Consider the following 20137-nt stretch of genomic DNA (forward strand, 5'->3'; position numbering starts at 1 on the left):
TGGGCACCGACCGAGCCACCGTGATGGCGACGGTCGCGCGAGCCGATCCGTCGGCGGCGAACTCTCCGGATGTCTTGGCCGCCTTGATTCCCCCGTTGTCCGAAGTGCCGGTGATGGTGTAGCCGCCGGGACCGTCGATCAGGACTGAGTAGCGGGGGATATCGAGTCCCGGGGTCGGATCCCGTCGTAATCGATGAGCAGATGTCGCGGGCCGCGAAACACCTGGCTGATGCGGTAGGGCGGCGGGTCCTCGACCAGCCGCGGGTTTTCTACCCGGCGAAGAAACGCCTCGAACGCGGTGTTGACTTCTAGCCGCGCCAGCGGTCCGCCGAAGCAGATGTGAATACCGCGTCCGAAGCCGACGTGCTCATTGTCGGCGCGTTGCGGGTCGAACCTCTCGGGATCGGGGAAGCGGCGCGGATCTCGGTTGGCCGCAGCGTAAATCAGGTAGATCGGTGATCCTCGCGGGATCGTCGTCCCGGCAATCTCGATGTCGGCCAACGCCGATCGTGTCGGGAAGAACTGCACCGACGACTGCAGTCGCAGCACTTCCTCGATGGCGCCTGGAATCAATTCAGGCCTGCTGCGCAACAACTCGATCGATCCGGGGTTGCGCAGCGCGGTCAGCACGCAGTGCGAGATCAGGTTGACCGTCGAGTCATGACCGGCGGCAAATAGCAGCATGGTGTTGTTGACGATCGCGCTCGGCGACATCCGCCCATCCGGTCCGTCATCGTGAACCAACTGTGAAATCATGCCCGGGCCAGGGGATTTCTCGGCTTTCTCGACCAACCCGATGATGTATTTCTTGAAGGCGATGTTGGCCGCTTCACCTTTGGCCCGCCGGGCCTGGCCCTCCTCGGTGGCGATGTCGGGGCCGAGATCGAAGAGGCCGGTTATCGCGTCAGCGATCCAGGGGTGAAATCGCGGCTCGTCTTCGATCGGCACGCCGATGATCCGGCAGATCACGTGGACCGGCAGCGGATAGGCGAACTCGTCGACAACATCCATGCGGTTTTTTCCAGCTGCCTTGTCGAGCAAGTCGTTGACGATCCGCTGACACAGCGGCTCTTGGCTGGGGATCACGTCCGGCGAATGCGGCGGGCCGAAAAACCGCATGCACTGCCGCCGCGCCCGGTCGTGGTCCGGGGGATCCGAAGCGATAAAGCTCGGGTCTCGGTCATAGGCCTGCACCAAGTCCATCACGGACTCGTCGGCAACGTGTACACCGCCGGTGACCGCCGGGGGAGCGTTGCGACGGTCAGAACTCACCCGGGGGTCGTGGGCGAGCGCGATGAGCTCGTCGTATCCGGTGACGGCATAGATCCCGTTGGTCACTCGTACGACCGGCGTCTTGCGCAGTTCGTCGAAGTAGGGATAGGGATTGGCGCGGTTCTCATACCGCATCGCGGCGTCAAACGCTTCTTCGGGGGTCATCTGCGCCGCTCCTCCTCATCGCTTATCGCTGCCGTGGCCGGAACTCGGCGTGGCGTTCGCTGGGGTCATATCCCGTCAGCACCACATCCGGCGCCTCCGTCAGCTCGCCGCGCGCCGGGAAGTCGGCGGGCATGACCCGCATGTCCTCGGGGAAATCAAAACCCGGCGGCTGCGGTGGAAACGGACCCGATCGGGCGATCTCCCGCCGGTAATGCTCGATCCACTTGCCGTGGTTGAAGGTGACCGCGCCGACGATGCGGCCGCGGCGACCATAGGCGGCGGCGAACCGGCGCTGCTTCACCGAGCCCTGGGTGAAGACGATCTCGTTGCCAAACGACGGCACGCCAACGGATTTGATGTTCACACCGAACTGGCCCGACCAGAATTGCGGAATCAGCAGGTTTGGCCAGCGATCGACCTCTTCGCACACCATGTTGTGCGCGGCGACCCGGGCGCCCAGCACGGCGTTGTCCCAATGCTCCATCACCAGGAATTGGTAGTCGTAGAGCACGTGTGGGGCGCGGGCGATGTCGCCGGCCACGAAGACGTTGGTGGTGACCACCCCGTTGATGTCGAATGCGCGGCACCCGGCGTCACACCCCACCCCCCAGAATCCGGCGGCCAGACCGCACCCGTCGAGCCACTCGACGTTGCGGATCGACCCCAACGACGTCACCACCACGTCGACGTCGAGCGTGCTGCCGTCGGACAGCCGCGCACGGCGTACATGTCCGGCCGCGTCGCCCTCCAACCCCAGCACCGAGATACCGGTGCGAAGATCCACCCCGGCCGCCCGCTGCATATCGGCAGCGATCGCGCCGATCACCCCGCCGAGCGCCCCGGAGAGCGGGGCCGGGCCGCGCTCGGTGACCGTGACCTCCAGACCGAGCTCGCGGCACACCGAGGCCACTTCGGACCCGATGAACCCGGAACCGATGATCAGCACCCGACGGGGGCCCCCAGCCAAAGCCGCCTGCAGCCGCGCGGCGTCGGCGCTGGTGCGCAGGGTATGGACGCCGTCCAACGCGGCTTCCGCCGCGTTAGGCCATCGCCGCGCCCGCACACCGGTGGCGATCAGCAGCCGATCGCCGGGGACCTCGCTGCCGTCAGCGAGCCGAACCAGCCGGTTGGCGCGGTCCAGGGCGGTCGCGGCCACACCGAGTCGCCACTCGGCATCCACCTGGCGCAGGCGCGGCAGCTTCGTGTGATCGGCGGGCACCCACCCCTTGAGGACCTGTTTGGACAGTGGCGGGCGGTCATAGGGCTCGTCCGGCTCGTCGCCGATAATCGTGAGCTGTCCGCGAAAACCCTCTTCCCGCAACGCTTCGGCGGCACGGAGCCCGGTCAGTGAAGCACCGACAATGACGATGCGGCCGTTGTCTTTGAAGCCGTCCCGGATCATCGGCGCTGGCCCGCTAGTCGCTGTCGAGACGGTCCACGATGATTGCCTGCACCGGGCATGACGCCGCCGCCCGCAATACCCGCAAACGCTGACTATCGTCGGGGTTGGGGTCGTAGGTGAGAGTCTCTTCGCCGCTGAGCTTGAGCACGTCGGGTGCCAGCGGTACGCACTGCGCATACCCCAGGCAGCGGTTCAGGTCGACAACGATCCGCATCGCGACCTCGATCCTCGTGGCTGAAGACCTAATGCTGCGCAGCCTACATCCAGCTGCGGCGCCAAACACGCGATTGCGAAAAGTACTGACGGCGAGATGGATTCGCGGATCTGGGTGCATGCTAGTAGCCATGACCCGAAACGAGATCACCGAGCAGATCGTCGTCGCCCGCCTGGCTAAGGGCTTGACCTGGCAAGAGTTGGCCGATGCGATCGGCAGGCCGGTGGTGTGGACCACCTCGGCGCTGCTCGGCCAGCACCCGATCCCCGCCGAACTCGGCAAGGTGCTCGTCGAGATCCTGGGTCTCGACGAGTCGGCGGTCACGGTGCTGGCCGCGCCGCCCATGCGCGCCGGGCTGCCCACCGCGGTACCCACCGACCCGACCATCTACCGCTTCTACGAGGCCTTGCAGGTGTACGGCGGCGCGATCAAAGAACTCATCCATGAGCAGTTCGGTGACGGGATCATGAGCGCGATCAACTTCAGCGTCGACCTGCAAAAGAAACCCCACCCGTCGGGTGACCGTGTCGTGGTCACATTCGACGGCAAATTCCTTCCCTACGAGTGGGTTTCTGCAAAAGGCTGACGATGTCGCCGCGGGCGAGAACCCGCAACGGTCCTGCCGGCCCGTAAAGAATCCGTCAACAAACGAGCGCCCTAAGGCGTCCGCGCTTAATTTCTTTCCCAATACTCACCGTGCAGCGCTGAGTCGGTTCGTGCTCGTAAACGGATAGGACGGTGCCTTATCGATGGTTCTGTTCGGCTTGGCGCTCGTGGCGGTCTTGGCGGTTTACCCAATCGCCGCACTGGTTTTTCCGGAAGGTCGGTAATTGAGTAGCACGTTCCCGGGAATTGTGTTCCTTGTTCTGCTCGTGGCAGCGCTGGCGGTGGTGCACGTACCGCTGGGCGATTACATGTACCGCGTCTACACCTCGCCGCGGGACTTGAAAGTCGAGAAGGCCATCTATCGCATTGTCGGTATCGACCCGAAAGCCGAACAGTCGTGGCCCGGCTATGCTCGCAGCGTTTTGGCTTTCTCGGCTGTCGGCATTTTGTTCCTGTTCTTCTTCGAACTGTTCCAGGACAAGCTGCCGCTGCACCTGCATGATCCGGCAACCAAGATGACCCCGTCGCTGGCGTGGAACACCGCTGTCAGCTTTGTGACCAACACCAGCTGGCAGTCGTACGCCGGGGAGTCGACGGAGGGCCACCTCGTGCAGATGGCCGGCCTTGTCCCGCAGAGCTTCCTCTCCGGTGCGGTGGGGATGGCGGTGGCGGTGGTGCTGGTGCGCGGCTTTGCCCGAGAAAAGACCGAACAGCTGGGCAACTTCTGGGTGGATCTGGTCCGGGGCACGTTGCGCATCTTGCTGCCGGTCGCGTTCATCGGCGCGATCGTGCTGCTCGCCGGCGGGATCATCCAGAATTTCCACCTCCACGACCAGGTCGTCACCACGTTGAGCGGCGCCCAGCAGACCCTCACTGGAGGACCGATCGCCAGCCAGGAACCCGTCAAGTTGATCACCGGCGATGGCGGCGGCTTCTACAACGCACAATCGGCACATCCGTTCGAGAACCCCAGCTCGTGGACGAACTGGGTTGAAATCTTCCTTATGTTCGTGATCCCGTTTTCGCTGCCCCGCACCTTCGGGCGGGTGGTGGGCAGCAAGAAGCAGGGCTACGCCATCGCCGCGATCATGGGTGTCCTCGCCGTGTTGAGCATGGCCCTCGTCCTGTTGTTTCAGTTGGGGCATCACGGCACCGCCCCCACGGCGGCCGGTGGTGCTATGGAGGGCATCGAGCAGCGTTTCGGGGTCTTCGACTCGGCGATCTTTGCCGACACCGGCACGCTCACCTCGGACGGCGCCGTCGACTCGATGCACGACTCCTACACCGGCCTGGGCGGGCTGATGACCATGTTCAACATGCAGATCGGCGAAGTAGCGCCGGGCGGGATCGGCTCGGGCCTTTACGGACTGCTCCTGCTGGCGGTGATATCGGTGTTCATCGCCGGGCTGATGGTCGGACGCACACCGGAATATCTCGGGAAGAAGATCAGAGCCCGCGAAATGACGTTATCGACGACCTTCATCCTGGCTACTGAGCTGGCGGTGCTGGTTGGCACCGGGATTGCGATGGCGTTCCCGGGTCCACGCGCCAGCATGGCCAACTCCGGTCCACACGGCTTATCGGAAGTGCTCTACGCATTCACCTCCGCGGGCAACACCAATGGCTCGGCGTTCGCGGGCCTGTCGGCAAACACCATGTTTTACAACACCGCGTTGGGCCTGGCGATGCTCCTCGGCAGATACCTGCCGATGATCCTGGTGCTCGCACTCGCCGGATCGCTGGCCCGCCAGGGTCATACGCCGGCGTCCATCGGCACCCTGCCCACCCATCGGCCGCAATTCGTCGGTCTGGTGGCAGCGGTGACGGTTATTCTGTGTGCACTTACATTTTTGCCGGCCTTAGCACTGGGGCCGCTTGCCGAAGGTATCCACTAGATGCGAGGTCAGGTCTACTTCGAGGCCGATTGGCGGCGCGAGGCGCTGCGGACCAACTTATGGCTCGTCCCACTTTTAACAACGGTTGCGGTGGTCGTGCTGTTCGCCGTCACCTACACCGTCGATCGCATGGCCTATGACGGCGTCATCCAGCTGCCTTCGTTTGTGCTGAACGGTAGTGCCGACTCGGCTCGAGTCGTGTTGGCCACGGTCGCGGCGGCGATCATCACCGTGGTCGGCATCGTTTTCTCGATCACCATCGTGGCCTTGACGCTGGCGTCGACCCAGTTCGGGCCGCGGATGCTGCGCAACTTCGTGCGGGACCCGGGAACTCAAGTTTCGCTCGGTACATTCGTCGCGTCGTTCTGCTATGCGATGGTCGCTCTGGTTTCGGTGGGCGGTGGCCCACACGGTGATTTCGTTCCGCATTTGTCGATCACGGTGACGTTCATGCTGACGTTGGCTGACGTGGCCGTGCTGATCTACTTCCTCAATCACATCGCTACGATGATTCAGCTTCCGGTGGTGATCGCGCGTATCGCCGGAAGATTGGCCGAGGAGATCGCCGCCCTCGATAGCGGCGAATCGTACGGTGTCGGCGCCGCGCGCGGCCCGTCGCACGAGGAGTTGTTGGCGAAGTTGGCCGAGTCCGGTGCTCCGATCCGCACGCCGCGCAGTGGCTATCTTCAGGTCATCCGCCATGACGTGCTGGTCAAGATCGCAACGAAAGCCGACGCGGTGGTCGAATTGCCGTACCGGCCCGGGCATTTCCTGGTGGCCGGCCAGGTGATGGCCTGGGTTTGGCCGCCCGAGGCTGCCGACGCTGTCGCCGAGCGACTCGCGCTGGGCCACGTTACAGGTGCGTATCGAACGCTCCCGCAGGATATTTCGTTTGGCTTCGATCAATTGGTCGAGATCGCTTTGCGCGCGCTATCGCCGGCGGTCAACGACACGTTCACCGGAATGACCTGTATCGACTGGATCGCCGACTGCCTGTGTCGGATCTCCACCTCCTGGCGTCCGCAACGGATCCGGCGCGACGCAGAGGGAAACATCCGCGTCATCGCCTTCGTTGCCGATTTCAACCGACTTGTCGAGCGCACCTTCGACACCATCCGCCAGGCTTCAACCGGCATGCCCGCCATCATGATTCGCCAACTCGATGCGCTGGCCAAGGTCATCGAACAAACCCCCGACCGGAAACGCCGGACGGTGCTGATCCGCGAAGCCGACGCGATCCAAAGATTAAGCCAGGCTACGGTAACCGAGCAAAACGACCGCGACGACGTCACCAAGCGCTACCAGATGGTGATGGCGCTGGTCGACCCGAACGCGCCGCCGCGGATCGCCGAAGTCAGACCGATCAGCGACGGATTCGGCTACGACAAGGCGGCGCCCGCGGTCTAAGTCAGCCGGACCGTCGTCATCGGCAGCGGCTACAGTCGGTGCTGATGAGCCCCCCGGCACACTCCAACCCGCTGAAGGCGGACCTTGTCCTATCCGGTGGCGGCGTCAAGGGCATCGGCCTGGTCGGCACCGTCGTTGCGCTGATGGAAGCCGGATACACCTTTTCGCGCGTCTCCGGCACGTCGGCAGGTGCGATCGTCAGCGCGATCTTGGCGGCCGGCTTTGACCAGCTGACTCCTGAACAGGTCGAGCACATCACCATGACGTTGCCCTATCGCAAATTTCTCGACGCTGAGCCTCTCACCAAGATTCCGCTGCTCGGCACGGGGTGGGACCTGCTGAACGGAAACGGCTTGTACAAGGGAGATTTCGCGCGAGAGTGGATCCGTACCCAGCTGGAAGACCTGGGCGTGCGCACCTTCGGTGATCTGGCGTTCGACGACGACACCCTGCCTCCGGAACGGCGCTACCGGTTGGTGGTCACCGCAGCTGACGTGACCACCGGCCAGTTGATACGGCTGCCGTGGGACTATCGCCGCGTCTACGGACTAGACCCCGACGAGCAGCGGGTCGCCGATGCGGTCCGTGCCTCGATGTCGATTCCGTTCTTCTTCAAGACCGCCAAGCTGACCAGTGCAACCGGGTTGACGTCCACGTTGGTCGACGGCGGGATGCTGTCGAACTTCCCGCTGGACACCTTTGACCGCGGCGACGGCAAAGCCCCGCGTTGGCCGACGTTTGGTGTGACCGTGTTGCCGAACCTTCCGCAGGGCAATGACAAGGTGATTCCGGCGTTAGCGCCGCTGCACTGGTTCGGGGGTCCGAACCTGTTGGAGGACCTGATCACCACCATGATCGTCGGCCACGACCAGGCCTATCTCAACCAGCCCTGGGTCAGTGCGCGGGCGATCCGCGTTGACTCGACCGAAGTCGGATTTCTCGACTTCACCATCTCCAAAAAGCAGATGGAAGGTCTCTACCAGCGCGGCTACAACGCAGCGGTGAAGTTTTTGTCCACCTGGGACTTCACCAAATACCTCAAGCGTTTCCGCCGACCGGTGTGAGCGATGTCGCGTCGCTGCTGAAGTGCCGCGACGACGCCGATGTGCCACACTTAACCGACGGGAGGAGGCGAGGAGCAGCGGTCGAGCTTGATTGTCCGCGCTAAAGCCCGAATTCGGCTGCCATGCCATCGATCCCGGCCCGGATGCCGGCCAGCGCATCGGTCCGGGTCCGCAACTTCGTCGCGGCGTGCGCCTGCTGCTTCAGGGTGGTGAATTCCCGGGCAGCTTCCTCGGCGCGGCTGAGCACCATGTCGGGCAGCACGATTTCGTCCAACCAGCCAGCGGCAATTGCGGTTTCGCCGAAGAACGTCTTGGCCAGCCCCGCGTCGCTAGACCACCCGCTCGCCGCGGTGCCTGCCCAGTTAGTCTTCGGCATCACCCAAACGCAGACTCACATCGGTCGGCGGCGCGTTGATCTGGCGCGTGCGCCACCGATCCTTGGTTTCCTCGATCGCGCGGTTGATGCGTTCGATCTCGCTGCGGAAGACGTCTGCGCGAGTTTCCTTGGTGGCGTAGTGGAAATAGGTCAGCAGGCTGCGAAGGAGTTCCAGCTTCTCTTTTTCTCGCTTGGCCAGGTTGTGGTTCGTCATCAATTCGATCCGCTGAACCGGCGGCAGCGCGTTCCAGTCCAGCACCACCTTGGTTTCGAAGGGACGCCGGCGACGCCGCCAGAACTTCCACCCGTGGGGAGCTTCGGCGCGGTCGTAGTAGGTCACGGTGCCGGGGAAACGCGACTCGATGCCCTCGCCGAGCTCGGTGCGGTCGAGCGCCGAATCCCACACCGTGCGCCACTCTTGGCCGGGCGCCAGGGTCGGCAACTGGCGGGGGAGTTGCAGTTCGACGACATCCGCATAACCGTCGGCGGTGTTTTCGTATTCGGCGACGGTCGGTGGGTGCGGAAACGTGAACGAAACGTCGTAGGCAGAGGTCTTACCGAAGTTCCGCACCACCAGCTCGATCAGATGCCAATCGGCGCCGTGCGGCTCCATGAACATCCCGACGTGTGGACGGGTCTCTTCGGTCGCCAACCGACGATTGCGCCGAATCTGTTGATTGGCAAAGACCAGCGCGACCACGCCGAGCACGAGCAAAGCCCAGACGGCCCACGCCAACCAGGTACCGGCCGCCGCGCCCGCCACCTGGTGCCAACGATCTTGGATCCATCCCATTGCGGAATCCACCCCTCCGCTTATATCACAGCACTTACGGGCGGAAAATTCGCTGGAGGTCCCGTAAGTGGCTTGATTTACCCGCCCATAAACATTCGCCACTGATCGAGATCAGTGACGCGATAGACATAGTTGGAACGCTTGACCTCGGACAACGATGCACTCGGTTTGAGCGAATACCAGTGTCCGGGAAACACCGTCGGATCACCAGTCAGTTGGGCAAGCTTTTGCAGGCTGCGGAACATCTCGTCGGAGTCGCTGCCGGGAAAATCAGTGCGGCCGCAGCCTTCCAAAAACAGCGTGTCACCGGCAACCAGCCGGCCTTCGAGCAGGAAGCATTGGCTGCCCGGCGTGTGGCCGGGGGTGTGCAGCAGCTCGATGTCGATGTCGCCGGCGCTGACCTTGTCACCATGTTCGTGCTGGGTGAGGTCGCCCATGCTGATCCCGGTAATGCGCGAAACAAACAGCGCCTCATGAGAATTGACGTGGACGGGAACGCTGACGCGCTCCAGCAGCTCGGCCAGCCCCTTGAGTTCGAAGCCCATCATCGAGCCGCCGACATGGTCGGGATGGTGATGGGTGACCAGCACGCCGGACAGATGCATGCCGTCGGCCTCGAGCGCGTCGAGCAGATCGCCGGCCGCATATGCCGGGTCGACCACTAGGCAGTCGCCGGTCTGGCGGTCCCCGATCAGGTACGCGAAGTTGCGCATCTGCGTCGCGAAGCCGTCACCCTTGGCGAAGTCGCGGCCGGAGAGCAATTGGCGGAAGTACAGCCGGTCGGAATCGGGCATCTGCTTAGCCTAGGACCCCAGCCGTCCGGGTATCGCTGTGATGTCGCGGAGTTAACGCGTTCCGGTACCGCGCGGGCGCGGTGAGCTGCATATTTACCGCCTTTTTGGGGTGTCGGCGACGTCGGGAGTGGGTAAAGTTGGAACATGAGAATCGCCAAGGTCGAGATCGAGGTTGATCAGACTTTGATCGACGAGGTGATGCAGCGTTACCACCTGCACGGCCCGCGCGAAGCCGTCAACCTTGCGCTTCGGTCGCTGCTCACTGCCGACTCCGACGCCGACGCGGATGAAGACGAAGACAATCCGTTCGGCCTCGCCGCGTTAGACCCGCGTCGGGCACGCGACGCCGGGTGAATCCGGCTGATTCGCCTGCGGTCTTCTTCGGGTCGCCGTTGGGTTTGGTGCGCCCGCAAAGCAGGTTGTACCCTCTTTTAGGCCCGCAGCGCGGATTGACTGGTCGCTACGGGTGCGCCCCCTTAGCTCAGTCGGCAGAGCGTTTCCATGGTAAGGAAAAGGTCAACGGTTCGATTCCGTTAGGGGGCTCGGCGGACGCCGAGCAGGCAGGCGGCGCGCACCTGAGGCGATGTAGCTCAGTCGGTTAGAGCGAACGACTCATAATCGTTAGGTCGCCGGTTCGAGTCCGGCCATCGCTACAAGACAACAACGACAAAATCCGGAAAGAGAACCGACGTGGCCTCCAGTACAGACGTACGACCCAAGATCACCTTGGCGTGCGAGGTGTGCAAACACCGCAACTACATCACAAAGAAGAACCGCCGCAACGACCCCGATCGGCTGGAGCTGAAGAAGTTCTGCCCCAACTGCGGCAAGCACCAGGCTCACCGCGAGACGCGCTAGCGTCAGCCGCGGGCTATTACTCAGACTGACTAGGTAGGTTTTAGAGCCGTGTCGTTGGGCAAAGACGTGGTCGGAAAGCACTACCGTTTCCCCGACCATTACGTGGTGGAGCGGGAGAAAATCCGGGAATACGCCGTCGCCGTCAAAAATGACGACCCCTCCTTCTTCGAGGAGAAGGCCGCGGCCGAGCTCGGCTATGACGGGCTACTGGCGCCACTGACGTTCATCTCGGTGTTCGGGTACAAAGCGGTGGCGGCGTTATTTGAGCATGCCAACATCGCGATAGAAGACGCCCAGATCGTGCAGGTCGACCAGACTTTGAAGTTCCTGGCACCGATCAAGGTTGGTGACCGCCTCTACTGCGATGTGTCCATCGAGTCGGTACGGCAGGCACACGGCACCGACATCATCATGACAAAGCAAACTGTCACCAATGAAGCAGGTGATGTCGTACAGGAGACCTACACGACCCTGGCGGGCCGTGCAGGCGAAGAAGGAGAAAAGGGTTTCAGCGATGCCATTGCGTGAGTTCGATTCGGTGAAGGTGGGTGACCAGCTTCCCGAGAAGGTCTATCCCTTGACCCGTCAGGATTTGGTGAACTATGCGGGTGTCTCCGGTGATCTCAACCCGATTCACTGGGACGACGAGATTGCCAAGGTCGTCGGGCTGGACACCGCGATCGCTCACGGCATGCTGACCATGGGCTTGGGCGGCGGCTACGTGACGTCGTGGGTCGGCGACCCTGGGGCGGTCACCGAGTACAATGTCCGGTTCACCGCGGTGGTGCCGGTGCCCAACGACGGCAAGGGCGCCGAGATCGTGTTCAGCGGCAAGGTGAAGTCGGTCGATCCCGACAGCAAGTCGGTGACGATCGCGCTGACTGCCACCACCGGCGGCAAAAAGATCTTCGGGCGGGCCGTCGCGACGGCGAAGTTGGCGTAACCGTGGCGATCAACACCGACATCCTCGGAATGGTCTGGGACTACCCGGACGGCTGGGTGGTCGGCCGGGAAAAGGTGCGCGAATTCGCCAAGGCGGTCAAGGCCGACGACCCGGCCTGTCTGGACGAAAGCGCGGCGGCCGAACTCGGGTACGACGCCCTCGTCGTGCCGCCGACGTTCGTCACCATCCTCGCGAAGTTGGTCCAGGCGGACTTCATGCGAAAGGTCGACACCGGCTACGACACGATGCAGATCGTCCAAGTCGACCAGAAGTTCGTCTACCACAAGCCGATCCTGGCCGGCGACGTGCTGCACGCTCGGATGGTCATTGATTCCGTCGTTGAGCGCTTCGGCGCAGACATTGTGGTCACGAGGAACACCTTGACCAACGGCGACGGCGAACTGGTGTTGGAGGCCTACACGACGATGATGGGTCACGAGGGCGACAACTCGATCAATCTCAAGTGGGACGCCGAGTCGGGCCAAGTCGTCCGGACGGCGTGATTCGTCTCTGAGACATGGCCCGATGTACACTCGGACCTCGGGGTTTTCCCATTACCAGCGCTTCCGAATTGAAACCGGGGACAAGCGCGCGCTCATGGGTGAGACCCCGGCACCAGCAGGTTGGCCTGCCAACCGGCGAAGGGGCGTAGCTCAACTGGCAGAGCAGCGGTCTCCAAAACCGCAGGTTGCAGGTTCAAGTCCTGTCGCCCCTGCTGAATGCGTGCCATGGTGGACACTGGAGAGTGACCACAAAACACGAGTTTGAACGAAGGAGCATGCGGTGAGCGACGAACGCGACGTTGCCGACGCAGCCGACGGCAACGACACCGACGAAGCGCGCGGCGGCCGCACGGCAGTGGTAACGCGGCCGCAGCGCCCCACCGGCAAGCGGTCCCGCCAGCGAGCGGAGGCCGCGGAGACCGACGACACCGATGAAAGCTCGTCCGGTGCGCTTGAGCTCACCGAGAGCAGCGCAGAGGAAGATGCCGGCAAGAAGCCCAAGAAGCCCAAGAAGACCCGCAAATCACCAGGGCAGTCGACCAACCCGATCGTCTACGTCTACAACTACCTCAAGCAGGTCGTCGCCGAGCTGCGCAAGGTCATTTGGCCCAACCGCAAGCAGATGATGACCTACACCTCGGTGGTGCTGGCGTTTCTGGTGTTCATGGTGACGTTGATCGGCCTGGTGGACCTGGGCTTGGCCAAGCTCGTGCTGATGGTGTTCGGCTGAGGCCGCCAAGAGCTGACGTATAGGAAGGACCAAAAAACCGTGACTACCTCCGACGGCGATCTGCCCGTGGGTGAGACGGTCGACATCGAACAGGCCTTACACGAGGTCACCGGCGAGGCGAGCGCCCCGGACGCGATTACCGACGACACCGCTGCGGTGGCCGCCGCGCCCGAAGAGCCGGCCGAGGCCGCCGAGTCCGAAGAGGTCGACCCCGCCGCTGCCCTGAAAGCTGACCTGCGTACCAAACCCGGTGACTGGTACGTCATCCACTCCTACGCCGGATATGAGAACAAGGTGAAAGCCAATCTCGAAACCCGCGTGCAGAACCTGGATGTCGGCGACTACATCTTCCAGGTGGAAGTGCCCACCGAAGAGGTCACCGAGATCAAGAACGGCCAGCGAAAGCAGGTCAACCGCAAGGTGCTGCCCGGCTACATCCTGGTGCGCATGGACCTGACCGACGACTCCTGGTCCGCGGTGCGCAACACCCCGGGCGTCACCGGGTTTGTCGGCGCAACCTCGCGCCCGTCGGCGCTGTCGCTGGATGACGTGGTGAAGTTCCTGCTGCCGCAGGGTGCGACCAAGAAACCGGCCAAGGGCGCGGCGAGCACTGCTGCCGCGGCCAGCGAAGGCGGCCTGGAACGTCCGGTGCTCGAGGTCGACTACCAGGTTGGCGAATCGGTCACCGTCATGGACGGGCCGTTCGCCACGCTTCCGGCCACGATCAACGAGGTCAACGCCGAACAACAGAAACTCAAGGTGCTGGTGTCCATCTTCGGCCGCGAAACACCTGTGGAACTGGGCTTCACCCAGGTCTCGAAGGTTTAAGAAAGGACCCTTAACCTCATGGCCCCGAAGAAGAAAGTCGTCGGGCTGATCAAGCTCCAGATTGAGGCCGGGCAGGCCAACCCCGCGCCACCGGTCGGCCCGGCGCTTGGCCAGCACGGCGTCAACATCATGGAGTTCTGCAAGGCGTACAACGCTGCAACGGAAAACCAGCGCGGCAACGTCATCCCGGTCGAGATCACCGTCTACGAGGACCGCAGCTTCACGTTCGCGCTCAAGACCCCGCCGGCGGCCAAGCTGCTGCTCAAAGCCGCGGGTGTGGGCAAGGGCTCGGCCGAGCCGCACAAGGAGAAGGTGGCCAAGGTCAGCTGGAACCAGGTCCGCGAGATCGCCGAGACCAAGAAGGCCGACCTGAACGCCAACGACATCGACGCCGCCGCCAAGATCATCGCCGGCACCGCCCGGTCGATGGGGATCACTGTCGAATAGACGGCTCATCCCGTGGGAGGGCCAGCTTCGGCCCGAACGTAACCACAACCCAACATCAGATTGGATATCGAATGAGCAAGAACAGCAAGGCATATCGCGCCGCCGCCGAGAAGGTGGACCGCAACAACCTGTACACGCCGCTGGCCGCGGCCAAGCTGGCCAAGGAGACGTCGTCGACCAAGCAGGACGCGACCGTCGAGGTGGCCATCCGGCTGGGTGTTGACCCGCGCAAGGCCGACCAGATGGTCCGCGGCACGGTCAACCTGCCGCACGGCACCGGTAAGACCGCCCGGGTGGCGGTGTTCGCAGTGGGCGAAAAAGCCGAGGAGGCAACGGCGGCGGGCGCCGACGTGGTCGGCAGTGACGACCTGATCGAGAAGATCCAGGGCGGGTTCTTGGACTTCGACGCGGCGATCGCCACGCCCGACCAGATGGCCAAGGTCGGCCGGATCGCGCGGATCCTCGGGCCACGGGGCCTGATGCCCAACCCGAAGACCGGCACCGTCACCCCGGACGTCACCAAGGCGGTGTCCGATATCAAGGGCGGCAAGATCAACTTCCGGATCGACAAGCAGGCCAACCTGCACCTGGTCATCGGCAAGGCGTCGTTCGACGAGAGGCAGCTCGCCGAGAACTACGGCGCGGCGATCGACGAGGTACTGCGGCACAAGCCGTCGTCATCGAAAGGTCGCTACCTGAAGAAGATCACGGTGTCGACGACCACCGGCCCGGGCATCCCGGTCGACCCGTCGATCACCCGCAACTTCGCCGAGGCCTAACCAAGGCGGCTGTTCACCGTTGCCTCGCCGACGGTGGTACGCACCCTCATCTCTTAGACTCTGCTCATGGAAGGTGCCTCGGGGAACCAAGGTGGCAGTCGGCCAAACCGGCCGGAGTTGACCGACTACCTCGACGTGGACGGCAGCATCGTGTTGCCAGAAGACGTCAACCTGGTGACGTTTCTGGACCGCCACATCGCCGAAATCGGCGATGCCATCGCTTACCGCTATCTCGACTACACCCAGCATGCCGACGGTAAGGTCATCAACTTGACCTGGACCGGGCTGGGCGCCAGGCTGCGGGCCGTCGCTGCTCGTCTGCAGCAGGTGACTTCCGGGGGCGATCGGGTGGCGATCCTGGCTCCGCAGGGCATCGACTACATCATCGGTTTTTTCGCCGCGATCAAGGCTGGCAACATCGCAGTGCCGTTGTTCGCGCCGGAGTTGCCGGGGCATGTGGAGCGCCTCGACGCGGTGCTCGGCGATGCCCAGCCCGCGGTGTTACTGACCACCGCTGCCGCGGGTGCGGCGGTTCAGGAATTTGTCCGGTCGCTGCCGCGCAGCCGTAGACCGCGCGTCATCGCGATCGACGAAATCCCCGATTCGGTGGGCGCCACGTTCGCCCCGGTTCATCTCGACATCGACGATATTGCGTACTTGCAGTACACCTCGGGGTCGACGCGGGCCCCGGTCGGTGTGGAGATCACCCACCGGGCGGTCGGCACCAACGTGCTGCAGATGGTGATCTCGACCGGCATGGACTGGGACATCCACAGCGTCAGCTGGTTGCCGCTCTACCACGACATGGGCCTGCTGATGATCTTGTGCGTGGCGGTATTCGGCACCCAGGTCACGCTCATGTCGCCGATCGCGTTTGTCCGAAGGCCGCAGCGGTGGATACGCCAGTTGGCAGCGGAGTCCCGGCACGGCCGGACATTCGCGGCGGCTCCGAATTTCGCGTTCGAGCTGGCCGTTGAGCGCGGGCTTCCCGACGCCGGCGAGGACCTCGACCTGAGCAACGTGGTGTCGCTGATCAACGGCTCCGAGCCGGTCAGCATCGACTCGATCGCGAAGTTCAACGCCGCGTTCGCCCCGTATGGGCTGCCGAGCACGGCGGTCAAGCCGTCTTACGGTATGGCCGAGGCGACCCTTTTTGTCTCGACCATCGACCCCGCCGCCGGGGCGACCGTTATCTACCTGGACCGCGACCAGTTGGGCGCCGGGCATGCGGTCCGGGTCTCGCCGGACGCACTTAACGCCATCGCGCAGGTTTCCTGCGGCCGGATCGCCCGCAGCCAGTGGGGCGTCATCGTCAACCCCGACACCGAGGCTGAACTATCCGATGGGGAGGTCGGCGAGATCTGGTTGCACGGCGACAATATCGGCCGCGGCTACTGGGCACGCCCGGAGGAAACCGAGAGGGTGTTCGGCAACAAGCTGCAGTGCCGGCTGCCGGTAGGCAGCCATGCGGACGGGGCACCGAGCGAGGCCACCTGGCTGCGGACAGGTGATCTCGGCGTCTACCTCGACGGTGAGCTCTACATCACCGGGCGTATCAAGGATCTGATTATCGTGGATGGCCGCAACCATTATCCGCAGGATATCGAGGCCACAACGGCCGAGGCGTCGTCGGCAGTGCGATCCGGTTACGTTGCGGCGTTCTCGGTGCCAGCGAACCAGATGCCGGGAGCGTCCGCCGATGAGGCCGGCGAGCGTCTGGTCATCGTTGCCGAACGGGCGGCGGGCGCGGGCCGGGCTGATCTGCAACCGGTGGTCGACGCCATCCGGGCGGCGGTATCGCGCCGGCATAGCCTGCCAGTGTCCGATGTGCTGTTGGTGGCGGCCGGCGTCATCCCGCGAACCACCAGCGGCAAGCTCGCGCGTCGGGCGTGCCGCGCGCAATATCTCAACGGCGAGTTGGGCCTACGGGGCCATTCCTAATCGCATGAGCAGTTCCCCGCAAGCGGGAGGTGCCCCCAGCGAAAGCCCCTTTTCGGTCGGCGTGTCGCGAGCTTTTGCGTCTGGTGACCGGGCAGGGCCCGGCGAACACCGCTGGAGGATTACCCTTCGCATTCCGCGATGCGCCGGCGCAGGTAGTCGCGGCCCGGCTCGGAGCCGTTGGACGCCAACGCCGTTCGATACCAGGTGACGGCGTCGTCTTGTCGCCCCGCCCGCCGCAGTAGGTCGGCGCGCACCGACGCCACCAAATTGGACCGGGCCAGCCGTGGATCGTGTGCCACCTGCTCCAACGCGGCCAGCCCGGCGTCAGGGCCGTCGCGGAAGCCAACTGCCAGAGCCCGATTCGCCCGTACGACCGGCGAATCGGTCATCGCCAACAGGCTGTCGTAGGCAGTGCAGATACTGCGCCAGTCGGTCTGCTCCCACGACGGCGCCGTCGCATGCAATGCGGCGATCACCGCCTGCGGCAGATACGGGCCGGTCGACCCGTGGGCGGCCCGCAGCCGATCGAGGCCGCGCGCGATGCGGCCACGGTCCCAGCGGCGACGGTCCTGCTCCTCGAGCGGCACCAGCGCTCCAGCGTCGTCCACCCGGGTCGTCCGCCGCGAATCATGCAGCAGCACAAGGGCTGCCAGAGCGTGCGCCTCCAGCTCAGCGGGCATCAGCCTGCACAGCTCGCCAGCCAGCCGAACCCCTTCGTCGCACAGCTCGTCGCGAATCGCCGACGGCCCCGCCGTCGACCAGTAACCCTCGGTGAACACCGAGTAGATGCAACTGAGCACATGCGGCGTGTGCTCGGGCAGCAACTCGGCGGGCGGCACCCGCAGCGGGATGTTGGCGTGCCGCACCTTGTTCTTGGCGCGGGTGATGCGCTGGCCGACCGCGGCCTCGGTCTGCAACAGCGCGCGGGCGATCTCCGCGACCGTCAGCCCGGAAACCAGCCGCAGGGTCAGCGCAAGCTGCGATACCCGGTCGAGTGCGGGGTGGGCGCAGGTGAACATCATCCGCAGTTCGTCATCGCGAACGGGATGCGGTTCGACGTGATCGGTGCGCGCCCGGATGTCGTCCACCACGGCCGCCAATTCCTTTCCGGGACGGACGGATTCACGACGCAAACGGTCGCGGGCGCGGTTGCGCGCTACCGTCAGCACCCATGCGCCGGGATTGTCCGGCACGCCGTCGCGTGGCCATACCCGCAGCGCCTCAGCGAAGGCTTCCTGGACGGCGTCCTCGGCGAAGCTGAGATCACCCGACCACCGGGCCAGCGTGGCCACCGCCGGGCCCCACTCGCGCCGAAAGACGCCGTCCAGGTTGACCATTTAGAGGCCGGAGACTCCCGCCAACTGGCGTAGCTGCACCGCGCTCGCGGGGATCATCGCTGCCAGTTTGACCGCCTCGTCACGGTCGGCGGCGGTCAGCACATAGAAGCCGGTGGCAATTTCGGCTCCTTCCGGGTACGGCCCGTCGGTCAACAGCACCTCGCCGTCGCGGACGCGCACCGTGGTGGCCGTCGCCGGCTCGTGCAAGGCGGCCCCACTGACGATGCGTTCGCCTGCGACAGAGGCGAATTCACCGTGCCGCGCCGCTTCCGCCTCCCACTCCGGCGTGCCGGGGACATTGGCCGCTGCGGGTGGTTCCAGCAGCAGCGCCAGCCACTGGCCGTCGTGGCGCGACCAATCGGGATCGACGGTGTGGTAAATCGGCCGAACTTCGATGGCGCCGTGCTTGGCGGCGGGGATATCGCGGGCGAATGCCAATGCGTCGTCGAGGTTTTCGGCTTCGAACACGTAATAACCGCCGGCGACCTCCGCGGCCTCGGCGAATGGGCCGTCGGTAATCGTCGGCGCGTCCGGGCCGCCCGAGATGCGCACACCGGTCGCTGCGGGCAACAGCGCGTCACCGCCGCGGATCGCCGAGGCGACTTTGGCGTGGAAGTCCCGGTAGGCGGCCATCTCGGTGGCCCCCTGGTCGGGCGTGAGGTCTCGCTCCTGGCTGATCAACAGAGCTAGGTACTGCATTGTGGTCACCTCCGGTAGTGAGCGGAACCTTCTGCTCCACTCTCTACCTGTCCGACGAACGGCGCAGCCACAATCCGACAGCGGCGGTGCGAAATTTTAAGCTGCCGCCCCGGGCTTGAGGTAGGTGACCAGGCTGCAGTCCAGCGTCTCGTCGGCGAAGTAGTACTCGCAGCCACGCAGGTACTTCATGTACCGGTTGTAGACCTCTTCGGAGGCGATCTCGATGGCCTTGTCTTTGTTGGCCTCCAGCGCGTCGCCCCAGATCCGCAACGTCCTGACGTAGTGCGGCTGCAGCGAAAGCGGCTCGGGAACCATGAATCCGGCCTTCTCGCCGTGTTCGACCATCATGTCGGTGCTGGGGAGGCGACCCCCGGGGAAGATCTCGGTGATGATGAATTTGATGAACCGCGCCGTCTCAAAGGTGATCTTCTTGCCGCGCGCGTGCAGGTCGTACGGGTGGTAGCTGACGCTGCTCTGTACGGTCATCCGCCCATCCTCGGGCATGATGTTGAAACAGTTCTTGAAGTAGTGGTCGTAATTCTCGTGGCCGAAGTGCTCGAACGCCTCGATGGACACGATCCGGTCGACGGAATCGCTGAAATCCTCCCAGCCGCGCAACAGCACCTGGCGTGAGCGATTGGTGTCGATGCTGTCCACCACCTGCTGGGCGCGGGCGTGCTGGTTCTTGGACAACGTCAGGCCGATGACGTTGACATCGTATTTCTCGACCGCGCGCTTCATCGTGGTTCCCCAGCCGCAGCCGATGTCCAGCAGCGTCATGCCGGGCTTCAGGTCCAGCTTGTCGAGGTTCAAGTCGACTTTGGCAATCTGGGCTTCTTCCAGCGTCATGTCGTCACGCTCGAAGTAGGCGCAGCTGTAGGTCCGTGTCGGGTCCTGGAACAACGCGAAGAAGTCGTCGGAGAGGTCGTAGTGTGCCTGGATGTCTTCGGGGCGCGTCCGCGTCTTCGTCGGAGTGACTGGGTTGTCAGCCATCAGCGTCTCGTAGCCTTCCTACTGCTTGGGGTGTTGCCGCACCCGGGTTGCGTGCTCGCCGATTGTGCACGTTATCGCGTGGTGAAAGCAC

Annotated in this window: 22 protein-coding genes, 3 tRNA genes and 1 pseudogene; 17 read left to right on the forward strand and 9 right to left on the reverse strand. The window is 64.1% G+C overall.

Going from position 1 to position 20137, the window contains the following annotated elements:
• Nucleotides 1-138: 138 nt before the first annotated feature.
• From VEI45_RS08985 to VEI45_RS08995, 3 genes are read right to left on the reverse strand one after another with little or no spacing between them, the layout of a single operon-like run.
• Nucleotides 139-1437, reverse strand: a complete 1299-nt coding sequence (locus VEI45_RS08985) for a cytochrome P450 (RefSeq protein WP_324852283.1) — start codon at nt 1435-1437, stop codon at nt 139-141.
• Between the two features lie 22 nt (nt 1438-1459).
• A complete protein-coding gene (locus tag VEI45_RS08990) occupies nt 1460-2839 on the reverse strand; it encodes an NAD(P)/FAD-dependent oxidoreductase (protein ID WP_324852285.1) in 1380 nt (459 codons plus the stop codon).
• Nucleotides 2840-2852: 13 nt separating this feature from the next.
• On the reverse strand, nt 2853-3053 hold the full coding sequence (locus VEI45_RS08995) for a ferredoxin (protein ID WP_324852287.1): 201 nt from the start codon (nt 3051-3053) through the stop codon (nt 2853-2855).
• Nucleotides 3054-3171: 118 nt separating this feature from the next.
• Here VEI45_RS08995 and cynS point away from each other — a divergent pair, with 118 nt between their 5' ends.
• The 4 genes from cynS (at nt 3172) to VEI45_RS09015 (ending at nt 8025) form a co-directional block, all read left to right on the forward strand.
• Entirely contained in the window at nt 3172-3639 is a 468-nt protein-coding gene (gene cynS / locus VEI45_RS09000; protein WP_324852289.1) for a cyanase, read from the forward strand.
• 244 nt (nt 3640-3883) lie between these two features.
• Nucleotides 3884-5554, forward strand: a complete 1671-nt coding sequence (gene kdpA, locus VEI45_RS09005) for a potassium-transporting ATPase subunit KdpA (protein WP_324852291.1) — start codon at nt 3884-3886, stop codon at nt 5552-5554.
• Nucleotides 5555-6961 carry a DUF2254 domain-containing protein gene (locus tag VEI45_RS09010; RefSeq protein WP_324852293.1) on the forward strand — a complete coding sequence of 469 codons (1407 nt, stop codon included), beginning with the start codon at nt 5555-5557 and terminating at the stop codon, nt 6959-6961.
• 44 nt (nt 6962-7005) lie between these two features.
• Nucleotides 7006-8025 (forward strand): patatin-like phospholipase family protein, encoded by a 1020-nt coding sequence (locus VEI45_RS09015; protein WP_324852295.1) that lies wholly within the window; start codon nt 7006-7008, stop codon nt 8023-8025.
• Nucleotides 8026-8125: 100 nt separating this feature from the next.
• Here VEI45_RS09015 and VEI45_RS09020 read toward each other — a convergent pair.
• The 3 genes and pseudogenes from VEI45_RS09020 to VEI45_RS09030 all read right to left on the reverse strand — a co-directional run.
• Nucleotides 8126-8350, reverse strand: a pseudogene (locus tag VEI45_RS09020) (enoyl-CoA hydratase); the annotation flags it as partial.
• A 37-nt stretch (nt 8351-8387) separates the two neighbouring features.
• Complete coding sequence (locus VEI45_RS09025) at nt 8388-9206, reverse strand: hypothetical protein (RefSeq protein ID WP_414687434.1); 819 nt, start codon at nt 9204-9206, stop codon at nt 8388-8390.
• Between the two features lie 65 nt (nt 9207-9271).
• Entirely contained in the window at nt 9272-9988 is a 717-nt protein-coding gene (locus VEI45_RS09030) for an MBL fold metallo-hydrolase (RefSeq protein WP_324852299.1), read from the reverse strand.
• A gap of 144 nt (nt 9989-10132) precedes the next feature.
• Here VEI45_RS09030 and VEI45_RS09035 point away from each other — a divergent pair, with 144 nt between their 5' ends.
• From VEI45_RS09035 to VEI45_RS09095, 13 genes are all read left to right on the forward strand, one after another.
• Complete coding sequence (locus tag VEI45_RS09035; RefSeq protein WP_324852301.1) at nt 10133-10342, forward strand: type II toxin-antitoxin system VapB family antitoxin; 210 nt, start codon at nt 10133-10135, stop codon at nt 10340-10342.
• Nucleotides 10343-10458: 116 nt separating this feature from the next.
• Nucleotides 10459-10531 (forward strand) — tRNA-Thr (locus VEI45_RS09040).
• 36 nt (nt 10532-10567) lie between these two features.
• Nucleotides 10568-10641, forward strand: a tRNA-Met gene (locus VEI45_RS09045).
• Nucleotides 10642-10678: 37 nt separating this feature from the next.
• The gene (rpmG, locus tag VEI45_RS09050) at nt 10679-10846 is read left to right on the forward strand and encodes a 50S ribosomal protein L33 (RefSeq protein WP_003898538.1); all 168 of its coding nucleotides are present in this window, start codon (nt 10679-10681) and stop codon (nt 10844-10846) included.
• Nucleotides 10847-10900: 54 nt separating this feature from the next.
• Nucleotides 10901-11374 (forward strand): (3R)-hydroxyacyl-ACP dehydratase subunit HadA, encoded by a 474-nt coding sequence (hadA, locus tag VEI45_RS09055; RefSeq protein WP_414687435.1) that lies wholly within the window; start codon nt 10901-10903, stop codon nt 11372-11374.
• Nucleotides 11361-11789 (forward strand): (3R)-hydroxyacyl-ACP dehydratase subunit HadB, encoded by a 429-nt coding sequence (hadB, locus tag VEI45_RS09060; RefSeq protein WP_324852305.1) that lies wholly within the window; start codon nt 11361-11363, stop codon nt 11787-11789. The genes hadA and hadB overlap by 14 nt, the downstream gene beginning before the upstream one ends.
• Nucleotides 11790-11791: 2 nt before the next feature.
• On the forward strand, nt 11792-12292 hold the full coding sequence (gene hadC / locus VEI45_RS09065; protein ID WP_324852307.1) for a (3R)-hydroxyacyl-ACP dehydratase subunit HadC: 501 nt from the start codon (nt 11792-11794) through the stop codon (nt 12290-12292).
• Between the two features lie 139 nt (nt 12293-12431).
• A tRNA-Trp gene (locus VEI45_RS09070) sits at nt 12432-12504 on the forward strand.
• A 68-nt stretch (nt 12505-12572) separates the two neighbouring features.
• Complete coding sequence (secE, locus tag VEI45_RS09075) at nt 12573-13022, forward strand: preprotein translocase subunit SecE (protein WP_324852309.1); 450 nt, start codon at nt 12573-12575, stop codon at nt 13020-13022.
• A 39-nt stretch (nt 13023-13061) separates the two neighbouring features.
• Entirely contained in the window at nt 13062-13850 is a 789-nt protein-coding gene (nusG, locus tag VEI45_RS09080) for a transcription termination/antitermination protein NusG (protein ID WP_324852311.1), read from the forward strand.
• Nucleotides 13851-13868: 18 nt separating this feature from the next.
• On the forward strand, nt 13869-14297 hold the full coding sequence (rplK, locus tag VEI45_RS09085) for a 50S ribosomal protein L11 (protein ID WP_324852313.1): 429 nt from the start codon (nt 13869-13871) through the stop codon (nt 14295-14297).
• A 71-nt stretch (nt 14298-14368) separates the two neighbouring features.
• Entirely contained in the window at nt 14369-15076 is a 708-nt protein-coding gene (rplA, locus tag VEI45_RS09090) for a 50S ribosomal protein L1 (protein ID WP_324852315.1), read from the forward strand.
• Between the two features lie 66 nt (nt 15077-15142).
• Nucleotides 15143-17017, forward strand: a complete 1875-nt coding sequence (locus tag VEI45_RS09095; protein WP_324852317.1) for a fatty acyl-AMP ligase — start codon at nt 15143-15145, stop codon at nt 17015-17017.
• A 119-nt stretch (nt 17018-17136) separates the two neighbouring features.
• Here VEI45_RS09095 and VEI45_RS09100 read toward each other — a convergent pair whose 3' ends face one another.
• The 3 genes from VEI45_RS09100 to mmaA4 form a co-directional block, all read right to left on the reverse strand.
• On the reverse strand, nt 17137-18354 hold the full coding sequence (locus VEI45_RS09100) for an RNA polymerase sigma factor (RefSeq protein WP_324852319.1): 1218 nt from the start codon (nt 18352-18354) through the stop codon (nt 17137-17139).
• Complete coding sequence (locus VEI45_RS09105; protein ID WP_324852320.1) at nt 18355-19053, reverse strand: YciI family protein; 699 nt, start codon at nt 19051-19053, stop codon at nt 18355-18357.
• Nucleotides 19054-19149: 96 nt separating this feature from the next.
• Nucleotides 19150-20046, reverse strand: coding sequence for a hydroxymycolate synthase MmaA4 (gene mmaA4, locus VEI45_RS09110; RefSeq protein ID WP_324852322.1), 897 nt, complete (start codon nt 20044-20046; stop codon nt 19150-19152).
• Nucleotides 20047-20137: the final 91 nt, after the last annotated feature.

Source organism: Mycobacterium sp., assembly GCF_035623875.1.
In the GTDB taxonomy this organism is placed as follows: Bacteria; Actinomycetota; Actinomycetes; order Mycobacteriales; family Mycobacteriaceae; genus Mycobacterium.